This is a genomic window from Euzebyella marina (assembly GCF_003687485.1).
In the GTDB taxonomy this organism is placed as follows: Bacteria; Bacteroidota; Bacteroidia; order Flavobacteriales; family Flavobacteriaceae; genus Euzebyella; species Euzebyella marina.
Map to the genome: position 1 here is coordinate 2,166,824 of NZ_CP032050.1, position 15,696 is coordinate 2,182,519.

General features: G+C 38.1%; 17 protein-coding genes and 1 pseudogene. 13 read left to right on the forward strand and 5 right to left on the reverse strand.

Annotation, left to right across the window (positions count from 1 at the left end; all coding sequences use genetic code 11):
• Positions 1-149: 149 nt before the first annotated feature.
• The 10 genes from nhaA to D1013_RS09140 all read left to right on the forward strand — a co-directional run bounded on the left by nhaA (position 150) and on the right by D1013_RS09140 (position 8,769).
• Positions 150-1,451: a Na+/H+ antiporter NhaA gene (gene nhaA / locus D1013_RS09095; RefSeq protein ID WP_121848520.1), complete on the forward strand. Its 1,302-nt coding sequence runs from the start codon at positions 150-152 to the stop codon at positions 1,449-1,451.
• 109 nt (positions 1,452-1,560) lie between these two features.
• The gene (locus tag D1013_RS09100) at positions 1,561-2,637 is read left to right on the forward strand and encodes a sensor histidine kinase (RefSeq protein ID WP_121848521.1); all 1,077 of its coding nucleotides are present in this window, start codon (positions 1,561-1,563) and stop codon (positions 2,635-2,637) included.
• A 1-nt stretch (position 2,638) separates the two neighbouring features.
• Positions 2,639-3,976, forward strand: a complete 1,338-nt coding sequence (locus tag D1013_RS09105; protein ID WP_121848522.1) for a sigma-54-dependent transcriptional regulator — start codon at positions 2,639-2,641, stop codon at positions 3,974-3,976.
• A 441-nt stretch (positions 3,977-4,417) separates the two neighbouring features.
• Entirely contained in the window at positions 4,418-5,722 is a 1,305-nt protein-coding gene (locus D1013_RS09110; RefSeq protein ID WP_121848523.1) for a Glu/Leu/Phe/Val family dehydrogenase, read from the forward strand.
• A 10-nt stretch (positions 5,723-5,732) separates the two neighbouring features.
• Positions 5,733-6,152 (forward strand): GreA/GreB family elongation factor, encoded by a 420-nt coding sequence (locus tag D1013_RS09115; RefSeq protein ID WP_121848524.1) that lies wholly within the window; start codon positions 5,733-5,735, stop codon positions 6,150-6,152.
• A 12-nt stretch (positions 6,153-6,164) separates the two neighbouring features.
• Positions 6,165-6,572 carry a hypothetical protein gene (locus D1013_RS09120; RefSeq protein ID WP_121848525.1) on the forward strand — a complete coding sequence of 136 codons (408 nt, stop codon included), beginning with the start codon at positions 6,165-6,167 and terminating at the stop codon, positions 6,570-6,572.
• A gap of 19 nt (positions 6,573-6,591) precedes the next feature.
• Positions 6,592-6,921, forward strand: coding sequence for a hypothetical protein (locus tag D1013_RS09125; protein WP_121848526.1), 330 nt, complete (start codon positions 6,592-6,594; stop codon positions 6,919-6,921).
• Positions 6,922-6,986: 65 nt separating this feature from the next.
• Positions 6,987-7,820 carry a hypothetical protein gene (locus D1013_RS09130; protein ID WP_162987863.1) on the forward strand — a complete coding sequence of 278 codons (834 nt, stop codon included), beginning with the start codon at positions 6,987-6,989 and terminating at the stop codon, positions 7,818-7,820.
• A gap of 431 nt (positions 7,821-8,251) precedes the next feature.
• Positions 8,252-8,476 carry a type II toxin-antitoxin system ParD family antitoxin gene (locus tag D1013_RS09135; protein WP_121848528.1) on the forward strand — a complete coding sequence of 75 codons (225 nt, stop codon included), beginning with the start codon at positions 8,252-8,254 and terminating at the stop codon, positions 8,474-8,476.
• On the forward strand, positions 8,473-8,769 hold the full coding sequence (locus D1013_RS09140; RefSeq protein WP_121848529.1) for a type II toxin-antitoxin system RelE/ParE family toxin: 297 nt from the start codon (positions 8,473-8,475) through the stop codon (positions 8,767-8,769). The genes D1013_RS09135 and D1013_RS09140 overlap by 4 nt, the downstream gene beginning before the upstream one ends.
• Positions 8,770-8,822: 53 nt before the next feature.
• On the opposite strand, the gene D1013_RS09145 is transcribed toward D1013_RS09140, so the two are convergent.
• From D1013_RS09145 to D1013_RS09165, 5 genes are all read right to left on the reverse strand, one after another.
• The gene (locus D1013_RS09145; RefSeq protein WP_121848530.1) at positions 8,823-9,254 is read right to left on the reverse strand and encodes a hypothetical protein; all 432 of its coding nucleotides are present in this window, start codon (positions 9,252-9,254) and stop codon (positions 8,823-8,825) included.
• Between the two features lie 199 nt (positions 9,255-9,453).
• Positions 9,454-9,774, reverse strand: a complete 321-nt coding sequence (locus D1013_RS20645; protein ID WP_121848531.1) for a four-helix bundle copper-binding protein — start codon at positions 9,772-9,774, stop codon at positions 9,454-9,456.
• An 805-nt stretch (positions 9,775-10,579) separates the two neighbouring features.
• Positions 10,580-10,780: a CsbD family protein gene (locus D1013_RS09155; protein ID WP_121848532.1), complete on the reverse strand. Its 201-nt coding sequence runs from the start codon at positions 10,778-10,780 to the stop codon at positions 10,580-10,582.
• 622 nt (positions 10,781-11,402) lie between these two features.
• The gene (locus D1013_RS09160) at positions 11,403-11,801 is read right to left on the reverse strand and encodes a VOC family protein (protein WP_121848533.1); all 399 of its coding nucleotides are present in this window, start codon (positions 11,799-11,801) and stop codon (positions 11,403-11,405) included.
• Positions 11,802-12,012: 211 nt separating this feature from the next.
• Positions 12,013-12,951: an alpha/beta hydrolase gene (locus tag D1013_RS09165; protein WP_121848534.1), complete on the reverse strand. Its 939-nt coding sequence runs from the start codon at positions 12,949-12,951 to the stop codon at positions 12,013-12,015.
• Between the two features lie 241 nt (positions 12,952-13,192).
• On the opposite strand from D1013_RS09165, the pseudogene D1013_RS20650 reads away from it, so the two are divergent.
• From D1013_RS20650 to mobB, 3 genes and pseudogenes are all read left to right on the forward strand, one after another.
• Positions 13,193-13,444: pseudogene (locus D1013_RS20650) on the forward strand (JAB domain-containing protein); the annotation flags it as partial.
• A 648-nt stretch (positions 13,445-14,092) separates the two neighbouring features.
• Positions 14,093-14,671, forward strand: coding sequence for a BfmA/BtgA family mobilization protein (locus tag D1013_RS09175; RefSeq protein ID WP_121848535.1), 579 nt, complete (start codon positions 14,093-14,095; stop codon positions 14,669-14,671).
• Positions 14,672-14,676: 5 nt separating this feature from the next.
• Positions 14,677-15,696 carry a MobB family relaxase gene (gene mobB, locus D1013_RS09180; protein WP_121848536.1) on the forward strand — a complete coding sequence of 340 codons (1,020 nt, stop codon included), beginning with the start codon at positions 14,677-14,679 and terminating at the stop codon, positions 15,694-15,696.

The window sequence follows — 15,696 nt, forward strand, 5'->3', positions numbered from 1 at the left end:
ATATTTCACTGAAAATTAGAAAATTAGGAAAATATACTCCTATATATGATAAATGGCCTTGAAATTGTACAAAGTCATTCTTTAATTGGTAAGTCCAGGTTACAATACCGTCCGTGGGCAAATTATTTCTTTTCTTCCAACTAAATTCTATGTTGAAAAAAATTCTTTCACCTTTTCAAAACTTTATTAAAATTGAAAGTTTAGGTGGACTTTTATTAATATTAGCTACCCTTATCGCTCTTTTTTGGGCAAATTCTCCTTTCTCCGCAAGCTATTTTAATTTATGGAAGTTTCGCTTGGGCATTATCACTGAAACATATGAATTTTCCAAGCCACTTTTTTTATGGATCAATGATGGACTCATGGCCATTTTCTTTTTTTTGATAGGCTTGGAAATTAAAAGAGAAGTACTGATCGGGGAACTAAATTCGGTAAGAAAAGTTGCTTTTCCTTTGTTCGGGGCTATTGGAGGTATGTTAGTACCGATTTGTGTTTTTTTGGCCTTCAACCAAAATTCAGAAACTGAGTTGGCCTGGGGTATCCCAATGGCGACCGATATTGCGTTCTCTTTGGCAATCTTGAACATGCTTGGAAATAAGGTTCCGATGAACCTGAAAATATTCTTGACCGCTTTTGCCATTGTGGACGATCTTGGGGCTGTCATGGTGATTGCGTTGTTTTATACTGGGACTATCCAAATTTCTATGTTATTGACCGCCTTTTTGATTTTAGGACTTTTGTACTTCTTGGCCTATAAAGGTTATTACTCCAAATTTCTGTTGACTTTCTCGGGGATAGTAGTTTGGTTTTTATTTTTAAAGGCCGGTGTTCATCCAACGCTGGCAGGAATTTTGATGGCATTCTGTGTTCCAGTGCGCCAAACAATAAAGACTCCCGCATTTATGGGCCACTTTGAAGAAATTTACAGAGATATACAAGATGCTAGGGTGTTGTCAAAACCTGTCCTATCAAGTGGGCAATTAAATCAATTGGGCAGAATGGAACATTTTATGGTCAAGTTTCGGTCTCCCCTTCAAAGTTTGGAACATAACCTACACGGATGGGTAGCCTACTTTATAGTACCTATATTTGCGTTGGCCAACGCAGGTATAAGCCTTAAAGATTTGGGGGAAATAGACTATGTTCTTGCTATCAATATAACCCTTGCACTTTTGTTGGGAAAGGGATTTGGGGTTAGCCTTGTAGTATACATTGCAGAAAAGTTAAAATGGCTTGTTGTGCCAGGGGATATTGGTCAACGCCAAATTTTTGGTGTCTCCTTTTTGGCAGGTATTGGTTTTACCATGGCTTTTTTTATAGCCAATCTGGCTTTTGAATCATCCCTTTATCTTAATTCGGCTAAAATAGGAATTTTATTAGGTTCAGGACTTTCCGCAATGGTAGGTTATTGCATATTGGCAACAACTAAAAATAGGAAAGCTGAAGCTTAAGGTCTTGGCCGTTGATTCCGAGAGGATTTTATTTTGTATTTCCAGAAACATTCACTTAACTCTGATCTGTATTGTATAGCGGGCAATACGAATTTCAAAAACATAAGCAATGAACCCAACCGAAGAAGCTTTAAATGAAAGAATAAAGGAACTGACTTGTCTATATGAGGTTTCTTCCATAATAGTCAATGCCTCAGAGGAACAAATGCTCGAAGTACTTCAGGCCATTGCTAAATGTGTGAAAAATGGCTTTCGTTATCCATCACAAACAGAGATTTTGATAAGAACTTCGAAGATGGAGGTCTTTACGGGCATATTAAAGATGGGTGAAACTATCAGTTCCAATATCAAAGTGTTCAATCGTATCGAAGGGAAATTGCAAGCTCGCCTACAGAATCCAGATAAGGAGTTCTTGAAGGAAGAACAACCATTATTGGATAACATTGCCTTAAAAGTTGGTAATCTCTTGGAAAAGTTGGAAATTCAAAAAAGTGAACGATCCTTGATGAGGCAAATGGAGAGGGCGGACCGATTGACAATATTAGGAGAAATAACAGCGGGGATTGCCCACGAGATGAATACACCTCTGGCTAACATTCTTGGCTTTGCAGAGCTGCTGAAGTCCGATTTGGAAAACTTGAATTTGGATACTGGCGACATTGATAAGATAATTCAAAATTCGATTTTTACTAGGGAGGTCGTTAAAAAGCTAATGTTCTTTGCTTGTGAAATGCCACATGAAAAAAAGCAAGTTGATATCATACCACATATCAAGGGGGCCATTGATCTATTGGATGCGACCTTTAGAAAAGAAGAAATAAAATGCCTTTTCACGACCAAAAAAAATGAAATCTTTGTGAAAGTCGATATTATACAGTTGACTCAAATCATTTTTAATTTAATTATGAACGCCATATATTTTTCGCCAAAAAATGGATTGGTCACGATAGAGGTCAACGAAGATAAGGAGTCTATTTTAATAAGTGTAAGCGATGAAGGATCTGGAATTAATAAAGATGCCCATGAAAAAATTTTTGAACCTTTCTTTACGACTAAACCCACGGGCGAGGGTTCCGGGTTGGGACTAAGTGTGGTCCATGGAATTGTATCTGCACATCGAGGTCATATTGAAGCAATAAACAACAAAGGCAAAGGCGCTTGTTTTAAGGTTCAAATTCCAAAGTAATATGAAATTGAGAAAAGAGAACATTCTTATAGTGGATGACGACCTGCATATACTTGAAATGCTTCAAAGACATTTGTCATCTTGGAATTTTCATACATACAGGGCCATTACGGTCAAGGAGGCCGTATCCATTCTGAGGGATTCACGAATAGATTTGCTTATTACCGACCTTAAGATGCCCAAAATAGACGGTTATGAACTAATTAAATTTGTTTCAGAACATTATCCCGGTGTCCCCAGATTGATAATTACGGGATATCCCTCCGTGCAAGGCTCTTTGAAGGCCATTAAATCGGGAGCTGTTGGCTACCTTACAAAACCATTTACTAAGGAAGAGTTAAAAACTTCAGTTGAGAAATCGTTGTTAAGCAATAATGAGGCATTAACCAAGAAGGATAGGAGACAAATTCCGTCCAAGTCGAATGCCGGAGATTTTAAAGATTTAGTAGGGAAATCAAATGCTCTTGGAAGGATTTTTCAAATTATTGAAAGGGTTAAGGACAACAAAGCCACTATACTGATTACCGGGGAGAGCGGAACGGGAAAGGAGCTTATAGCCAGAAGCATTCATTATTCAGGAAAATATAAACAACAAGCATTTGTGCCGGTAAATTGCGGGGGTATTCCGGAAAGTCTTTTGGAGGCGGAGCTGTTCGGTTATGTTAAGGGAGCTTTTACGGGTGCGGATGGTGCACGGGACGGTTTTTTTCAGGCCGCGGACGGTGGGACTCTTTTTTTGGATGAGATAGCTAATTCCTCGTTAGCTGTACAGACGAGATTGCTCAGAGCACTTCAAGAAAAGGAGGTAACTAAGGTGGGTTCAAGAAAATCGGAGAAAATAGATTTGAGAATTATTGCGGCAACTAATGGCAACCTTAAAGAAATGGTTCAGAAGGGTTCCTTTAGGGAAGATTTATACTATCGTCTTACCGTTGTAGACATAGAACTTCCTCCGCTTAGGGAACGAAAAATAGATATTCCTCGTTTAGTTGAAAAATTCCTGTTCAAATATGGTGTCGAGTATAAGGACCGTCTGATAGGGATATCCCCTGAGGCACTTGAAATAATGAAAAGATATAATTGGCCAGGAAATATCCGAGAGCTGGAAAACATTGTCCAAAGAGCTGTGATAATGTGTGATGGCCGTGTAGAAACTGAGAATTTGCCAGATGCTTTAAAATATACAATCGATTTTCCGGACGAAGATTTTTTGCCACTTCGTGAACAGGAGACAAGGTATTTACGAAAGGTTTTGGCGCATTATGGCAATAATAAAACAAAGGCGGCGGAAATATTAGGCATTACTCGTAAGACGCTAAGGGAAAAACTGAAACAATGAAAAACTAACATTTTATATATTCTTCAAAAATTGTATTCAGGTTATTTGGGAAGGTTCTGTCTATCCGTCAAACTACAATCACGTCCCAATAGGCAAGTTTTTTTTACCCAGGCGGGTAAATAGTTACCAGGCTATAAATCGTTCAATTTTCCAATACTCATGTCTACACCTTATTCCCATTGGCCTTAGGGAACATGGCATCAATATCTGCTTTCACATGGTATACTAGTTGCATCATGTTGTTTATAAAGTTGTAAAAGCATGAAAGGCGAGTTTTTTAGTATATGTCCCTATTGTAAATTTTTCTCCCATTGCGTCCTGACTGCAAAAAAGGATAGGGTTTGGGAATGTAGTGAATACCATGATCAAAAATTGGATCCATTTCCGGCAGAACCAGTTTCGCAAGATTTTAAACCGTTTCCAATTAACATTTAATTCAGTATGTCCGAGGTCAAGAAAATTATTCGAAGGGGTTTAAATGGTAAGGTGCAGCAGGGCATGATGCGGAATGTAATGAAGCAATTCAACGAAGCTGCCGATTTTCTGGGTATAAACAGTAACGTAAGAAAAATATTGTCGCATTCGAACAATGAGCTAGTTGTAAGATTTCCTGTAAGGATGGATAATGGGGAAGTTGAAGTTTTTACGGGATATAGGGTACAGCATAATAATTCATTAGGCCCTTATAAAGGTGGGCTTCGGTATCATAAGACTGTTGACTTGGATGCTGCTAGGGCACTTGCGATGTGGATGACATGGAAAACCTCTTTGGCGGGTCTTCCTTACGGTGGTGCCAAGGGAGGTATACAAATAGACCCCTCGGCTTATTCACCCGCTGAATTGGAGCGCATAACCAGAAGATTTACGTACGCTTTAGCCGACAATATAGGTCCGGACCATGATATACCTGCCCCGGATATGAATACAAACGACCAAACAATGGCATGGATGGCGGATACCTATATGAGTATGCGTCCTCCTGCCGAGCGTTCGGCAAACCAACACGTTGTTACAGGTAAACCTTCAGCTAGTGGAGGGTTGGAGGGAAGGGACCGTGCCACCGGGTACGGTGTGTTCTTGACAATAAAACTTTTGCTTGAAAAAAAAGGGCAAGACCTGAAGGACAAAAGATTTATAGTTCAAGGCTTTGGTAATGTGGGTTATTGGGCTGCTGTTTTTCTTGAGAGGATGGGGGCAAGAATGGTGGCGGTCCAAGATGCCTCTAAAACCTTATATGATGATAGTGGAATTTCAGTGGAAGAACTTCACGAGTTTTGTTTAAAGAACAAATCTGTTATCAATGGTTTTAGTGGAGGATCAACTTTAAAAGACAAAGATTTTTTTTCTGTTGAATGTGACATATGTATACCGGCCGCACTAGGCAACCAAATCACTAAGGAAAACGCATTTGAAATCAAGGCAAGCCTTATCGCCGAGGGAGCCAACGGACCAACAGAAGATGCAGCAGAAAAATTATTGATTTCAAGAGGGACTCAAATTATTCCCGATATTCTTTGTAATTCAGGAGGTGTTATCGCCAGTTATTACGAATGGCTCCAGAATAGAAATGGTGAACTTTGGAATATGGAAGAAGTGATGGAAAAATTGGAAAGGAAGATAAGCGCTTCCTTTGAGAAGGTCTACGATTTATCAACATCTGAGGGTATTTCACTAAGAATGGCTGCTTATGGAATAGCCTTGAATAGAATTGAAAATGCTTATGTGCAACGGGGAATATTCCCATAGAAAAAGGAAGATGAACAGTAACAATCTAATAGTTGAAAAAAGGGAATATGTGTTTCTTAAAAGGTTGTTGAACCTATCTGGATACTCAAATGACAATTCCGTAAAAAAATCCTTGGAAAAATTATCCTCGGAACTACAATTGGCCCTTATAGTGGACGAATTGGATATGCCTAGGGGAGTCATTAGGTTCAATAGTCTCGTAACGATCGAATCTTCTGATGGCTGGCAGCGAAAAATTCAATTGGTCATACCTTCGGAAAGAAATTTCGAACTCGGTAAGATTTCGGTTCTTACCCCGATCGGTGCTGCACTATTCGGCTATCCGGAAGGTAGTACCGTAGAATGGGAGTTTCCAGGGGGCACCAAAAAAATTTTCATTAGTGAAGTGAAGAAACAACCGCTTCCGAAGGTTCTAGACCTTCCTTTGTAACAAAAGTAAAATATGAGAGGTGAAGGTTTAGACTTATATCAGTATGAGAGCGATACAGAATTGATTCATAAAATCAACTCAATGGAATTGAAAGCTTGGATTGCCAATCTACATTTTATTCGTAAAGAGCTCTCGAAAATTATTGAAATCTGTGTGCAACAATTTAAAGAAAAGTCAAGCTTTATTGAGGTAGGCAAAAAATTTGAGAAAAAGGAGGTAGAGAACGAAAATATACTGAAAGCTTTAAATGGGTACAGTAATAACAGGTCAATAATATCCGAGTGTGATAATCTTCATTGCGACATGGCTTTCATTAGGGAGCATGAAATGTACCGAAAAAGTTATGTATACCATTTGGAGAAATATTGGAATTTAAAGGAAGATTTCTACAACCGCCTTAAGGACAGTTTGGTTGGTTGAACTAGGATTTTATAGATAGATGAATCCAACTCAAAAAGAATATTGGTTCGCCGAACTTTGCTTGGAAAGAGATTATTACGATGTAAAATGGTGGACTGTCCAATTAGAACAAATAAATCGGGAACTGGATAGTTTAATGGAAATAGAAACAACGTTGTTGAATAGATCAGAAATTTCAATGTCTCTTTTAGGTCTTAGAAGAAAGAACACCCTTGTGCTTAGAAAGTTATATCAATTTGAGATAGATCTTAAAAAGGAAAAGGAGTATGGGAAAAAGCTTTATGACGTGGGTATACTTCGGGCTTATCAGAACAGTAGGAAACTCTTTCAGGAAATCTTGGCTGAATAGAAGACGGCAATGACACTGATCTTCGACGAACTAAAAAAGTATAGAAAACTCAAATAAAAGGTATTATGGAAAAACGAATTTTGGTGCCAACTTATTCGAACATGGAAATAGAGTTTGTTTTAGGATACCTTTCTAATCTGTTCGAAAACCAATATTGCAAGTTCTATATACTCGACACATTTAGTTACCGAATGAGTGGGCTTGAAACCTTGCGCTTTTTGCAGGAGGACGATAGTTTTTTCGAAAAGCCTAGAAAGACTTCAGAGGATAAGCTAAGAAGCGTGATTCTGGAGCACAGGTTAGAGCATTCCAATGTAAAACATACCTTTCATCCAATCACCGAATGTTCTAATATTCTCGGTGCGGTCCAAAGAAATGTTATGGAATTTGAAATGGATTTGATTGTTTTATTCATGAATAGCGCAAACAGAGCTTATGACCACCAAATCTCATCGATTCTTAATAAAATTAGAAGGTGCCCGATTATGGTAATTCCTGAGACTATGAGTCTTAGTAGAAGAAACAAATTCGTCTTTGTTTCGGATTTCATGAATCCTGTTCCCCAAGAGGAATTGGATTATATGCTTTTTCTATTTGGCTACATGAAGCTTGAATTTAAAATTTTACAAATTGGTCAACCTTGCCAAATCAGTCTGCACCAAGAAATCAATCATAAAACACTTCATTCAAAATTAAGCACGATTTCTCAATCAATGGTGTCAATCAGAAATATAAATTCTTTAGATAAAATTAAGGAATATGGCTCAGGTCATACGAAGAGCATACTTTGTTTTTTGGATGAAAAACCAAGTGTATTACGAAGGCTTGGAGTAACCAAATCTTTTGTCAATAGGTTGGGACCTATCGATAGAATCCCTATTGTAACTTTTCATGTATGAAAAAATATTATGAAGAAAAAGAAATTTGAAATTGCTTTATTGCTAATTGGCATTTTGTGTATAGTTATTCTATGTTGGCTATTTCCAGCTCCTGTATTCGAAAACTAACCCTTATCTAAGTCTATTTGAAATTAAAACGGCTAATGGTGAAAGTTAGTATAATAAACGTTTAAGAGAACGGATTACTTGGAATTGAAGACTGACCATTAATTTTAGCGTTAATTGGTTTGTGGAGAAAGGTCTTGTTTATTCAAGGCCTTTTTAATTTATAGGTTTTGATAATAGAATGGAATTTAGCCTTCCTTGTTTTCTAAAATTGATTATTCATAAATCGTAACTTAGGGGAAAATTCATAAAAAGGATTCAATTAATATCCATATTTGCTAAATATGGACAAATAGTGTAATTTTGTAGGAAGTAATGTTTATGTTATGAATATCAGTTTCACAAAAAAACAGGAAGAATACATTGCCAAGCAAGTCGCTACCGGTGAATACCAGAACAATAGTGAGGTTATCCGTGATGCAATACGTTTACATAGTATTTATAGGGACAAGGTTATTGATGATCTTAGAAGGGAAATTGAGAAAGGTTGGGATGGCCCGGAAAGCTCCCGGACAATGGATGAAATCATCGCTTCAAAAAAGAATGGGTGAAAGTTGGCTATGTTCTTTCGCAAGAAGCGGATAGTGACATTGAGAATATATTCGAATATGGTGAATATCGCTTTGGGACTGCTCGGGCAATCGAATACCTGATTGGTCTGAAGGACCATTTTTTGGCAATTGGCAACAATCCGGATATCGGAAAGAGTAGAAATGAAATTAAGGAAGGCCTTTTCAGTTTTCCATACATTTCTCATGTAATTTTCTATCGTAAATTTAAAGGATATGTCCGGATAGTAAGAGTCCTGTATGGTGGCAGAGATTTGGTAAAGTTTCTAAGTTAAATAAAGGATTAACAGAATGTCGAAGTGTGGCAATTGAAAAGTTCAAAATTGAGCTATTTCTTAGTTCGCGTATAATAATAACCTGGTCCGTCACAGAGTAAGTATCCGCCATTGTACATTTCTGATTCGCTTAGAATACTCAAGTGTTCCACCAAGGAATTTCCACAGGATTGGATAAGGTAAGTGTCATCGGAATAGTACAACTTAAGATAATCATTTCCACCCGAATTTACCGAGTCATATTTACCGAAAGCAGTGGAAGTGCTATCTGGATATACTCTTCGCTTGATAAAGGTACTATCGGGGAAAAATTCGATAGACTCTCGAAAACCTAATTCTTCTTTATCCAATATTTCCCCGGACATCCCAGAATTCAAGGAAGTGAGCTCATAATACATTGCCAATCCAAAATGGGCCGATTCGCTGGAACTTGAACAAGAGGACCAAACAGTTGCAATGACTAGCAATATTAGTATTCCTCTCATTATTGTTTTTCCATTAGATGTACAAATTAGAAGAGGGTTGCTTTAGAATATTAGTAAATAGCTGCACTTTAATAGGTGCCTACCTATAGATGCAAAGTTCAAATATAATGATGTTCAAAAGCTCATTACGCGGTACAAATTACTATCTACTATTACATCGACATCCTCAAGAACAAGTAAATTCCAAACTCTTATGATACTATTTGGAAAACTCATCACAAGCTAATGCACATTCCCTACAGGCTTTAGCACATTCTTTGCAATGTTGGTGGTCGTGGCGCGAACATTCATCGGCACACGCTTCGCAAATTGTCTTACAATAATCAACAAGACCCTGAACGTCCGTATAAGAGGTAGCTAGAATTTGTGCAAGTGAACTACAAACTTCGGCACATACTCTATCGATTCTAATACAATTGTTCATCATAGCGATGTTTTCCTCATCTAGACAAGCGTCCGCACAATAATTGCAATGGTTAATGCAATTTCCCAATGCATGAATTAATTTTACATTTCTCATACTACTATTTTTGTATTAAGTGCGCTGAAGTTATAAAATTGAACTTGGTGCGTATGTCGTCAAAAACAATAATATTGAACCTATAGCAAAGTAATTTACATCAAGGAAGTACGTGAGGTTAATTTTTGGAGAATAGCCTTAGAAGATTTTAAAGAAATGATTCTTAAAGAGAACGAAATATCAAATTAGGATTACCATTTCCCGGTTACTCATTTTAAGCTAAGAGTACATCATGTTATCATAGCAAAACGAATATGGAATGGATTGTTACAATCCTATTCTCAAATGTTTTAAAATAAAGCCCTGTTTTAAATCCATCTCGTAAGGCCAAGTCCGCGATTTGCTATCGTCAGTATCTTTCCTCATCGGACCAAGGACAATTGTTCAATGTTCCGATTTATTCTATAAGTTTAATTACTAAAGAAACGCCCTTTAAATAACCATTGTCAAAATTCAAATTAGTTTAAGACGCAGGATAATCTTAATGTGGATATGTACTCCAAAATCCTTCAAAACTTGCTAGTAAAATTATAGGAAGAGAAATAGGTGGATGTGCTATTGGGTTTTTTTAGGAAATGCGCCAAAATTTAACTGAAGTGTTTAAGTGAGAAAAAGCCAAAAATTGTTCCGGATAGAATATGGAAAGTTATTGCCGTATATAAGTACCGAGGCAAAGTCTCCTCACGGCTTCAACTAATAATGAGCGGTTGACCTAAGTTTCGATACTAGTCATGGTTTATGGGGATTGGGATGGAAGGAATTGCCAAGCATCCAATATTGGATGCCTGGCAAACCGATTATTATTCTAATATTTCAGGTTATCCAAAAAATCGTTGACTCTTTCTTTGCTCTCGCCCGTCCTTTTTTGGATACGACCTATCAATTCGTCCTCCTTACCTTCTTGGTAGTCCAGGTCGTCATCGGTGAGCTCCCCCCATTCCTGCTTAATTTTTCCTTTCGCAATGTTCCAATTGCCCTTAACCTTATCTTTCCATGGTGCTGACATAACATTTTTATTTAGTAGTTTAAATATGGTAAATCTATTAGCTTAAAATAAGACAGATTGACTCGAACGCTAAGGAATTTGACTTGGTAAACCATAGCTCCTAAGGTCGTTGATAGCTCGGAGGTGCGACCTAAAATAGTGACCGATGCCGTGGGTTAGAACATACTCTAGGAAAACCGTATCTGACAGTCATAAATTCAAGGCAAAGGGCAAAAGCAAAATTCTATAATTCCAACTGGTGCGATATAGGGTGGGGAACTACATTAATATTGTCCACATTGCTTTAGGATCTAAAATAGAATAAATTGATTAGTTAAATTCTTTGCATGCCTATTTCAATTAGGATGCTACCAGCTCCGAAATGACCTTTAAGAACCTATCATTATATATAAAGCCATTTAGATAACATAAGGGTAGGAGTAGTTTTAAAATCAACTTTGAATTTGAAGCAATTGTAAATATACATGCGTTGCAAAGGCTTTTATATAAAAAGTTGTTTATATAAAAGCCTTTGTAGAATTACTTTACAACATTATATTAGAGTTAAAGCCATTGACGGAAACTTTGTTAAATAGGTTAGATTTAAATTTTCCGTCAATAAGCTTATATGAGCGTAGTGTAATTATATTTTGCTATTGACCATCCAATTAATTCCAAATTGGTCTGTACACCGACCAAAATATCCCCATTCCCGTTCCATAAAGTTGTGATGGATCTGACCACCTTTAGATAATTCTGAAAAAACCTCCTTCGCTTTTTCGCTATTCTCAACATCTATCGCCATGTGAATTTGATTGCCATGGGTAATAGGTGTATCAGGAGCTGCATCGTAAGCCATGATATGAATATTCTTCCCACTTAACTCTGCATGTTGCAATTTTTGTCGGTATGAAGCGGGTACATCCATTTTTTTATCTTCATAGGTCTCACGATTCTTGACTTCTGCACCAAATAGATTGGCATAATAATTTAATGCCTGCTGACAATTACCATTAAAAGCTAAATATGCTTGTATTTTCATCTTATAATATAATTTAGATTTTAAATTTTGGACAAAATAAATAGTCTCGCAAGAAGTCCCTTGTTTGAAAACATAGTTTATTAATGCGATTAAAAAAATGAACACCATAAAGATAGGACAGTGGCAACCCTATATTTATTATACGCCATTTATAATGCCCTCTATTTTTAATCGAAGTCATTTAGGATAGTATTGATGATGTACCTATTTCTTATTTTTTAAAAAATTCATTGACATCTAACCAATGAACAAATGCATCAAACCACCGGTTACTAGTGCGATTTGGGTTTCCGAGTCCGAAACCGTGTCCGCCATTTTGGTATAGGTGAAATTCAACGGGAATACCAGCCTTGAACCAAGAATCGATTACACCAAATTGTCCCTTGAAAAGAAAGTCGTCAGAAGCTATGACATTGAACATTGGAGGAGCGTTCTTAGGTACTTCGACAGCTCCCATACCACCGTATATAGGTCCGATGAAAGCCAATTTCATAATTTTCGAGTTCAAGGTTGAATGTATGGTAAGCCCTGCTCCGGCAGAAAAGCCGATCATTCCAATTCGGTTAGTGTCGACACCCCATTCTTTGGCGCGCTTGAGAATCATTTTATAAGCAGCTTCGGCATCTTCAAGTTGATTTGATAGGTCTCTTTGAGGGGTAACTGGCCTATTAGTCTCAGATTCAGTATTGCTCGATTCTGAAGGTGCTGTTCTAGGCCTATTCATCCAAGCAGTAAATTCATCTAGTGATTGAGGGGTCGGGTGCAATCTATATTTTAGAACAAAGGCAGCAATACCCTGTTTGGCCAAAGCCTCGGCTACCTCCCAACCTTCGTTGCCCAACGACAGCCATCTAAAACCACCTCCCGGTGCTACAATGACGGCAGTACCGTTCGCTTTTTCAGGCTCAGGTAGAAAAGGCGTGAGTGTTGCTGTAGTAATATTTCTGGCCATGGGGTCTCCCCATTGGCGAAACCAAGACTCCGATGCTGGTTGGTCGTCGACACCACCAGTACCCAGTAAAATTGCATTTGGTTCATCGGGAGCATCAAGTGGGTAAATCGTACCGTCTTGAGATGCTGAATTTTGAGCATTGCATACTAACGCAATGAATAAGATAACTTTAGTGAAATTGTTTAGAGTTGAGTTCATTTGTTAATAGTTTATGTGATGATAACCAAATATAGTGTAATTATTACATTTAATAGGATAAAACTAATTTCATCTAATATTTAACTGCTTAAAAACTAGACTGTAAAAGGGATAGTGAGAATATTTTAGGAAACTCAACATCACGGGCATATCGATGAAATATTGAGCAAAAAGAGGCAGTTTTCATTCTTGTTCTGTTTGTAAGGAATACGGAAGTTAACAGGTCAAAGGTGTCTATTCCTTATCGTACGGAAGTATTACTGGAACCTTGGTCGACAACCGAATCCTATTCGCCATCACCCTCAAAACCTTATCCGTAGGTATCCTGTCCCATAATCATTCATCCGATTTTCTAAAGGCTAGTGAACGGGATTGAATATTGACGGAAAAAATAAAGAAAGTTGCCCAATTATTGGACGTAAAGGTGTTGGACTATATCATAATGGCACCCGATGGTACCTATTTAAATTTTGCGGATGAGGGCATATTGTAAGGGATGACCAAAAATCATGTGTACCAACCCTTTTTTTACAGGAGCCAAAACTTTGGGTTTAGACCCATAAGGGATGGCTTATAAATAATTTTCATTTGGTCATGCAGATCATTAATGAACAAAATACGGATCATAAATAGTTCTATAAATTAAAAGGCATCTCCAGAACTCCCAATCAAAGTAGGGGTTCATTAAAAGACGATTTAGATTCGTCTTTTTTACATATCTATAGGTTCTTCTAACCGTTCCCATTTACCTTTCATGGGCACATCCTAAAATTTATTGCCAATTCTACTTATTCAAAGAGATTCTGCATTTTCATTTTTTAGAGATAGTCAATAAATTTATATAAGGACCAGTCTTAATAAATAGTAAGGCCGCTATGATTTGACTTTCCAAAGGCCTCACTGACTTTACATTCTTTTTTAAAAGCCCTCGGGACTACCTCCCAGGGTGCGATTCTTTTTGGGCTGCAGCGCAAAAAGGAGAAGCAAGAGGGTAGCACGCTAACGCATGCTCTATAACAATAGATTTATGTGAAGCCCCATGGTAGAGGGGTTTCCAGATATGATAGGGTCGTGATGATGCCCGTTTATTAATGGAAAAAGGGAACGAGCCCCATAGAACCAATGAATTTTTAATGGAAAAATGGATAGAGGATACGAAAAAGAAGCATTTACCTGCCTAAGCATCAAAAAGTCGATTGCTAAAAAGTATAGGAGGTTTTGCAAAACGCAAGGGACTTCCCAATCATTGACCCTGATGGCAATGGTCGAATTTTTCGAACATAACGGGCTGTCCCCCCAAGAACGACTGGGGGAAACCATAGCGAGCCTAAAATACTTAGTGAAACGCCGCTTCAATGCCTTGATTGCCATCCTGCGAAGTATCGAAAAAGAACAAACACTTCCTACCATGGGCATGATCCAAGCGCTTTTCGAACAGGAGTTGGAAAATGAGAATGAAGAATGGGAAAACGAATTTGATTTTATCGAAAAACAACTATCAGAACCGGAGAATTCCAAGGAACCGGATTTGGAAATGGAAGTCATGGTGCCTAAAATTCGATTGGATCGATTGGAGGAAAAGCATCAGGAACTCAAGGAAGATTTCAAGTACGTACTGAATCAGGTACGTATGTTTCGTAATCGCTTTGGCAAAGACTACCTGAAATTAGAAATCAATCCGGAAGCCCTTGATAAATACAGAACAAAACTTGAAAATTAATTCGAATGTACATTGCTATAACAAGACAACAGTTGGGAGGAAACTATCGCGGCAGTGTTCGTGACTTGGTCGATTATCTGGAAAAGGAAAATGTGGATAGGGCTCCCGAATTAGAGGAGCTTTACTTTAATCAAGGGGTAGACCGGATTGAATCGGAACAGGTTATTTCACAAATCGATGCCAATACGGCCAAATTGAAAAGGAAGGATCCTAAGTATTATTCACTGGTTGTAAGCCCATCGCAAAGGGAACTAAAGCATTTAGGGGATGACCCTGAAAAATTGAGGGCTTACACCAAAGAAATGATGAAGGCATATGCAGCCGCATTTTATAGAGACCACGAGGTATCCCATAAGGACATACTCTACTTTGCCAAAATCGAGCGAGAGCGAACGTTTTCCGATAAGGATAGGGAAGTAAGGGAAAATCAGGCGCATGCACGACAGATTTTGGAATTAAAGCACCGAGTTAGGGCTATAGATAGAGGAGAGGCGGTAGGGAACAGGAATCAATTACAAGCAAAAATAAATGTATTGGAGAAGGATGCCCCCCACCAACTGAATGGTCAACGGATAGTATCCGGTATGAAAAAGGAGGGGCCTCAAAGCCACATCCATATCATTGTAAGCCGAATGGACATCCACAATAAACACAGCTTGTCTCCAGGAGCGAGATTTAGGGCTTCGGAAACCAAATTGCATGGAGAGACCATCAAACAGGGGTTTGATCGAGATCAATTTTTTAGGGCAGCGGAAAAGACCTTTGATAAACAGTTTGGCTATCGCAGGAATTTTGTGGAAACCTACCATGCTCGAAATCTGATGGATAAGAATCCCAAACAGTTTTTTTCGGCTCTATTGGGCCTGCCTACAAGTGAAAAGCAAGTAGCACGCCACCTATTGTTCAAAGCGGGGATCAAAGTGCCATTAATCCCAACCAATCAAAAGCAAATGGCCTATAAAGCTCTTATGCAATTGAAAAAGGGTATGGGGAAAGCCTTGGAATCGGGATCTATAGGAATTTAA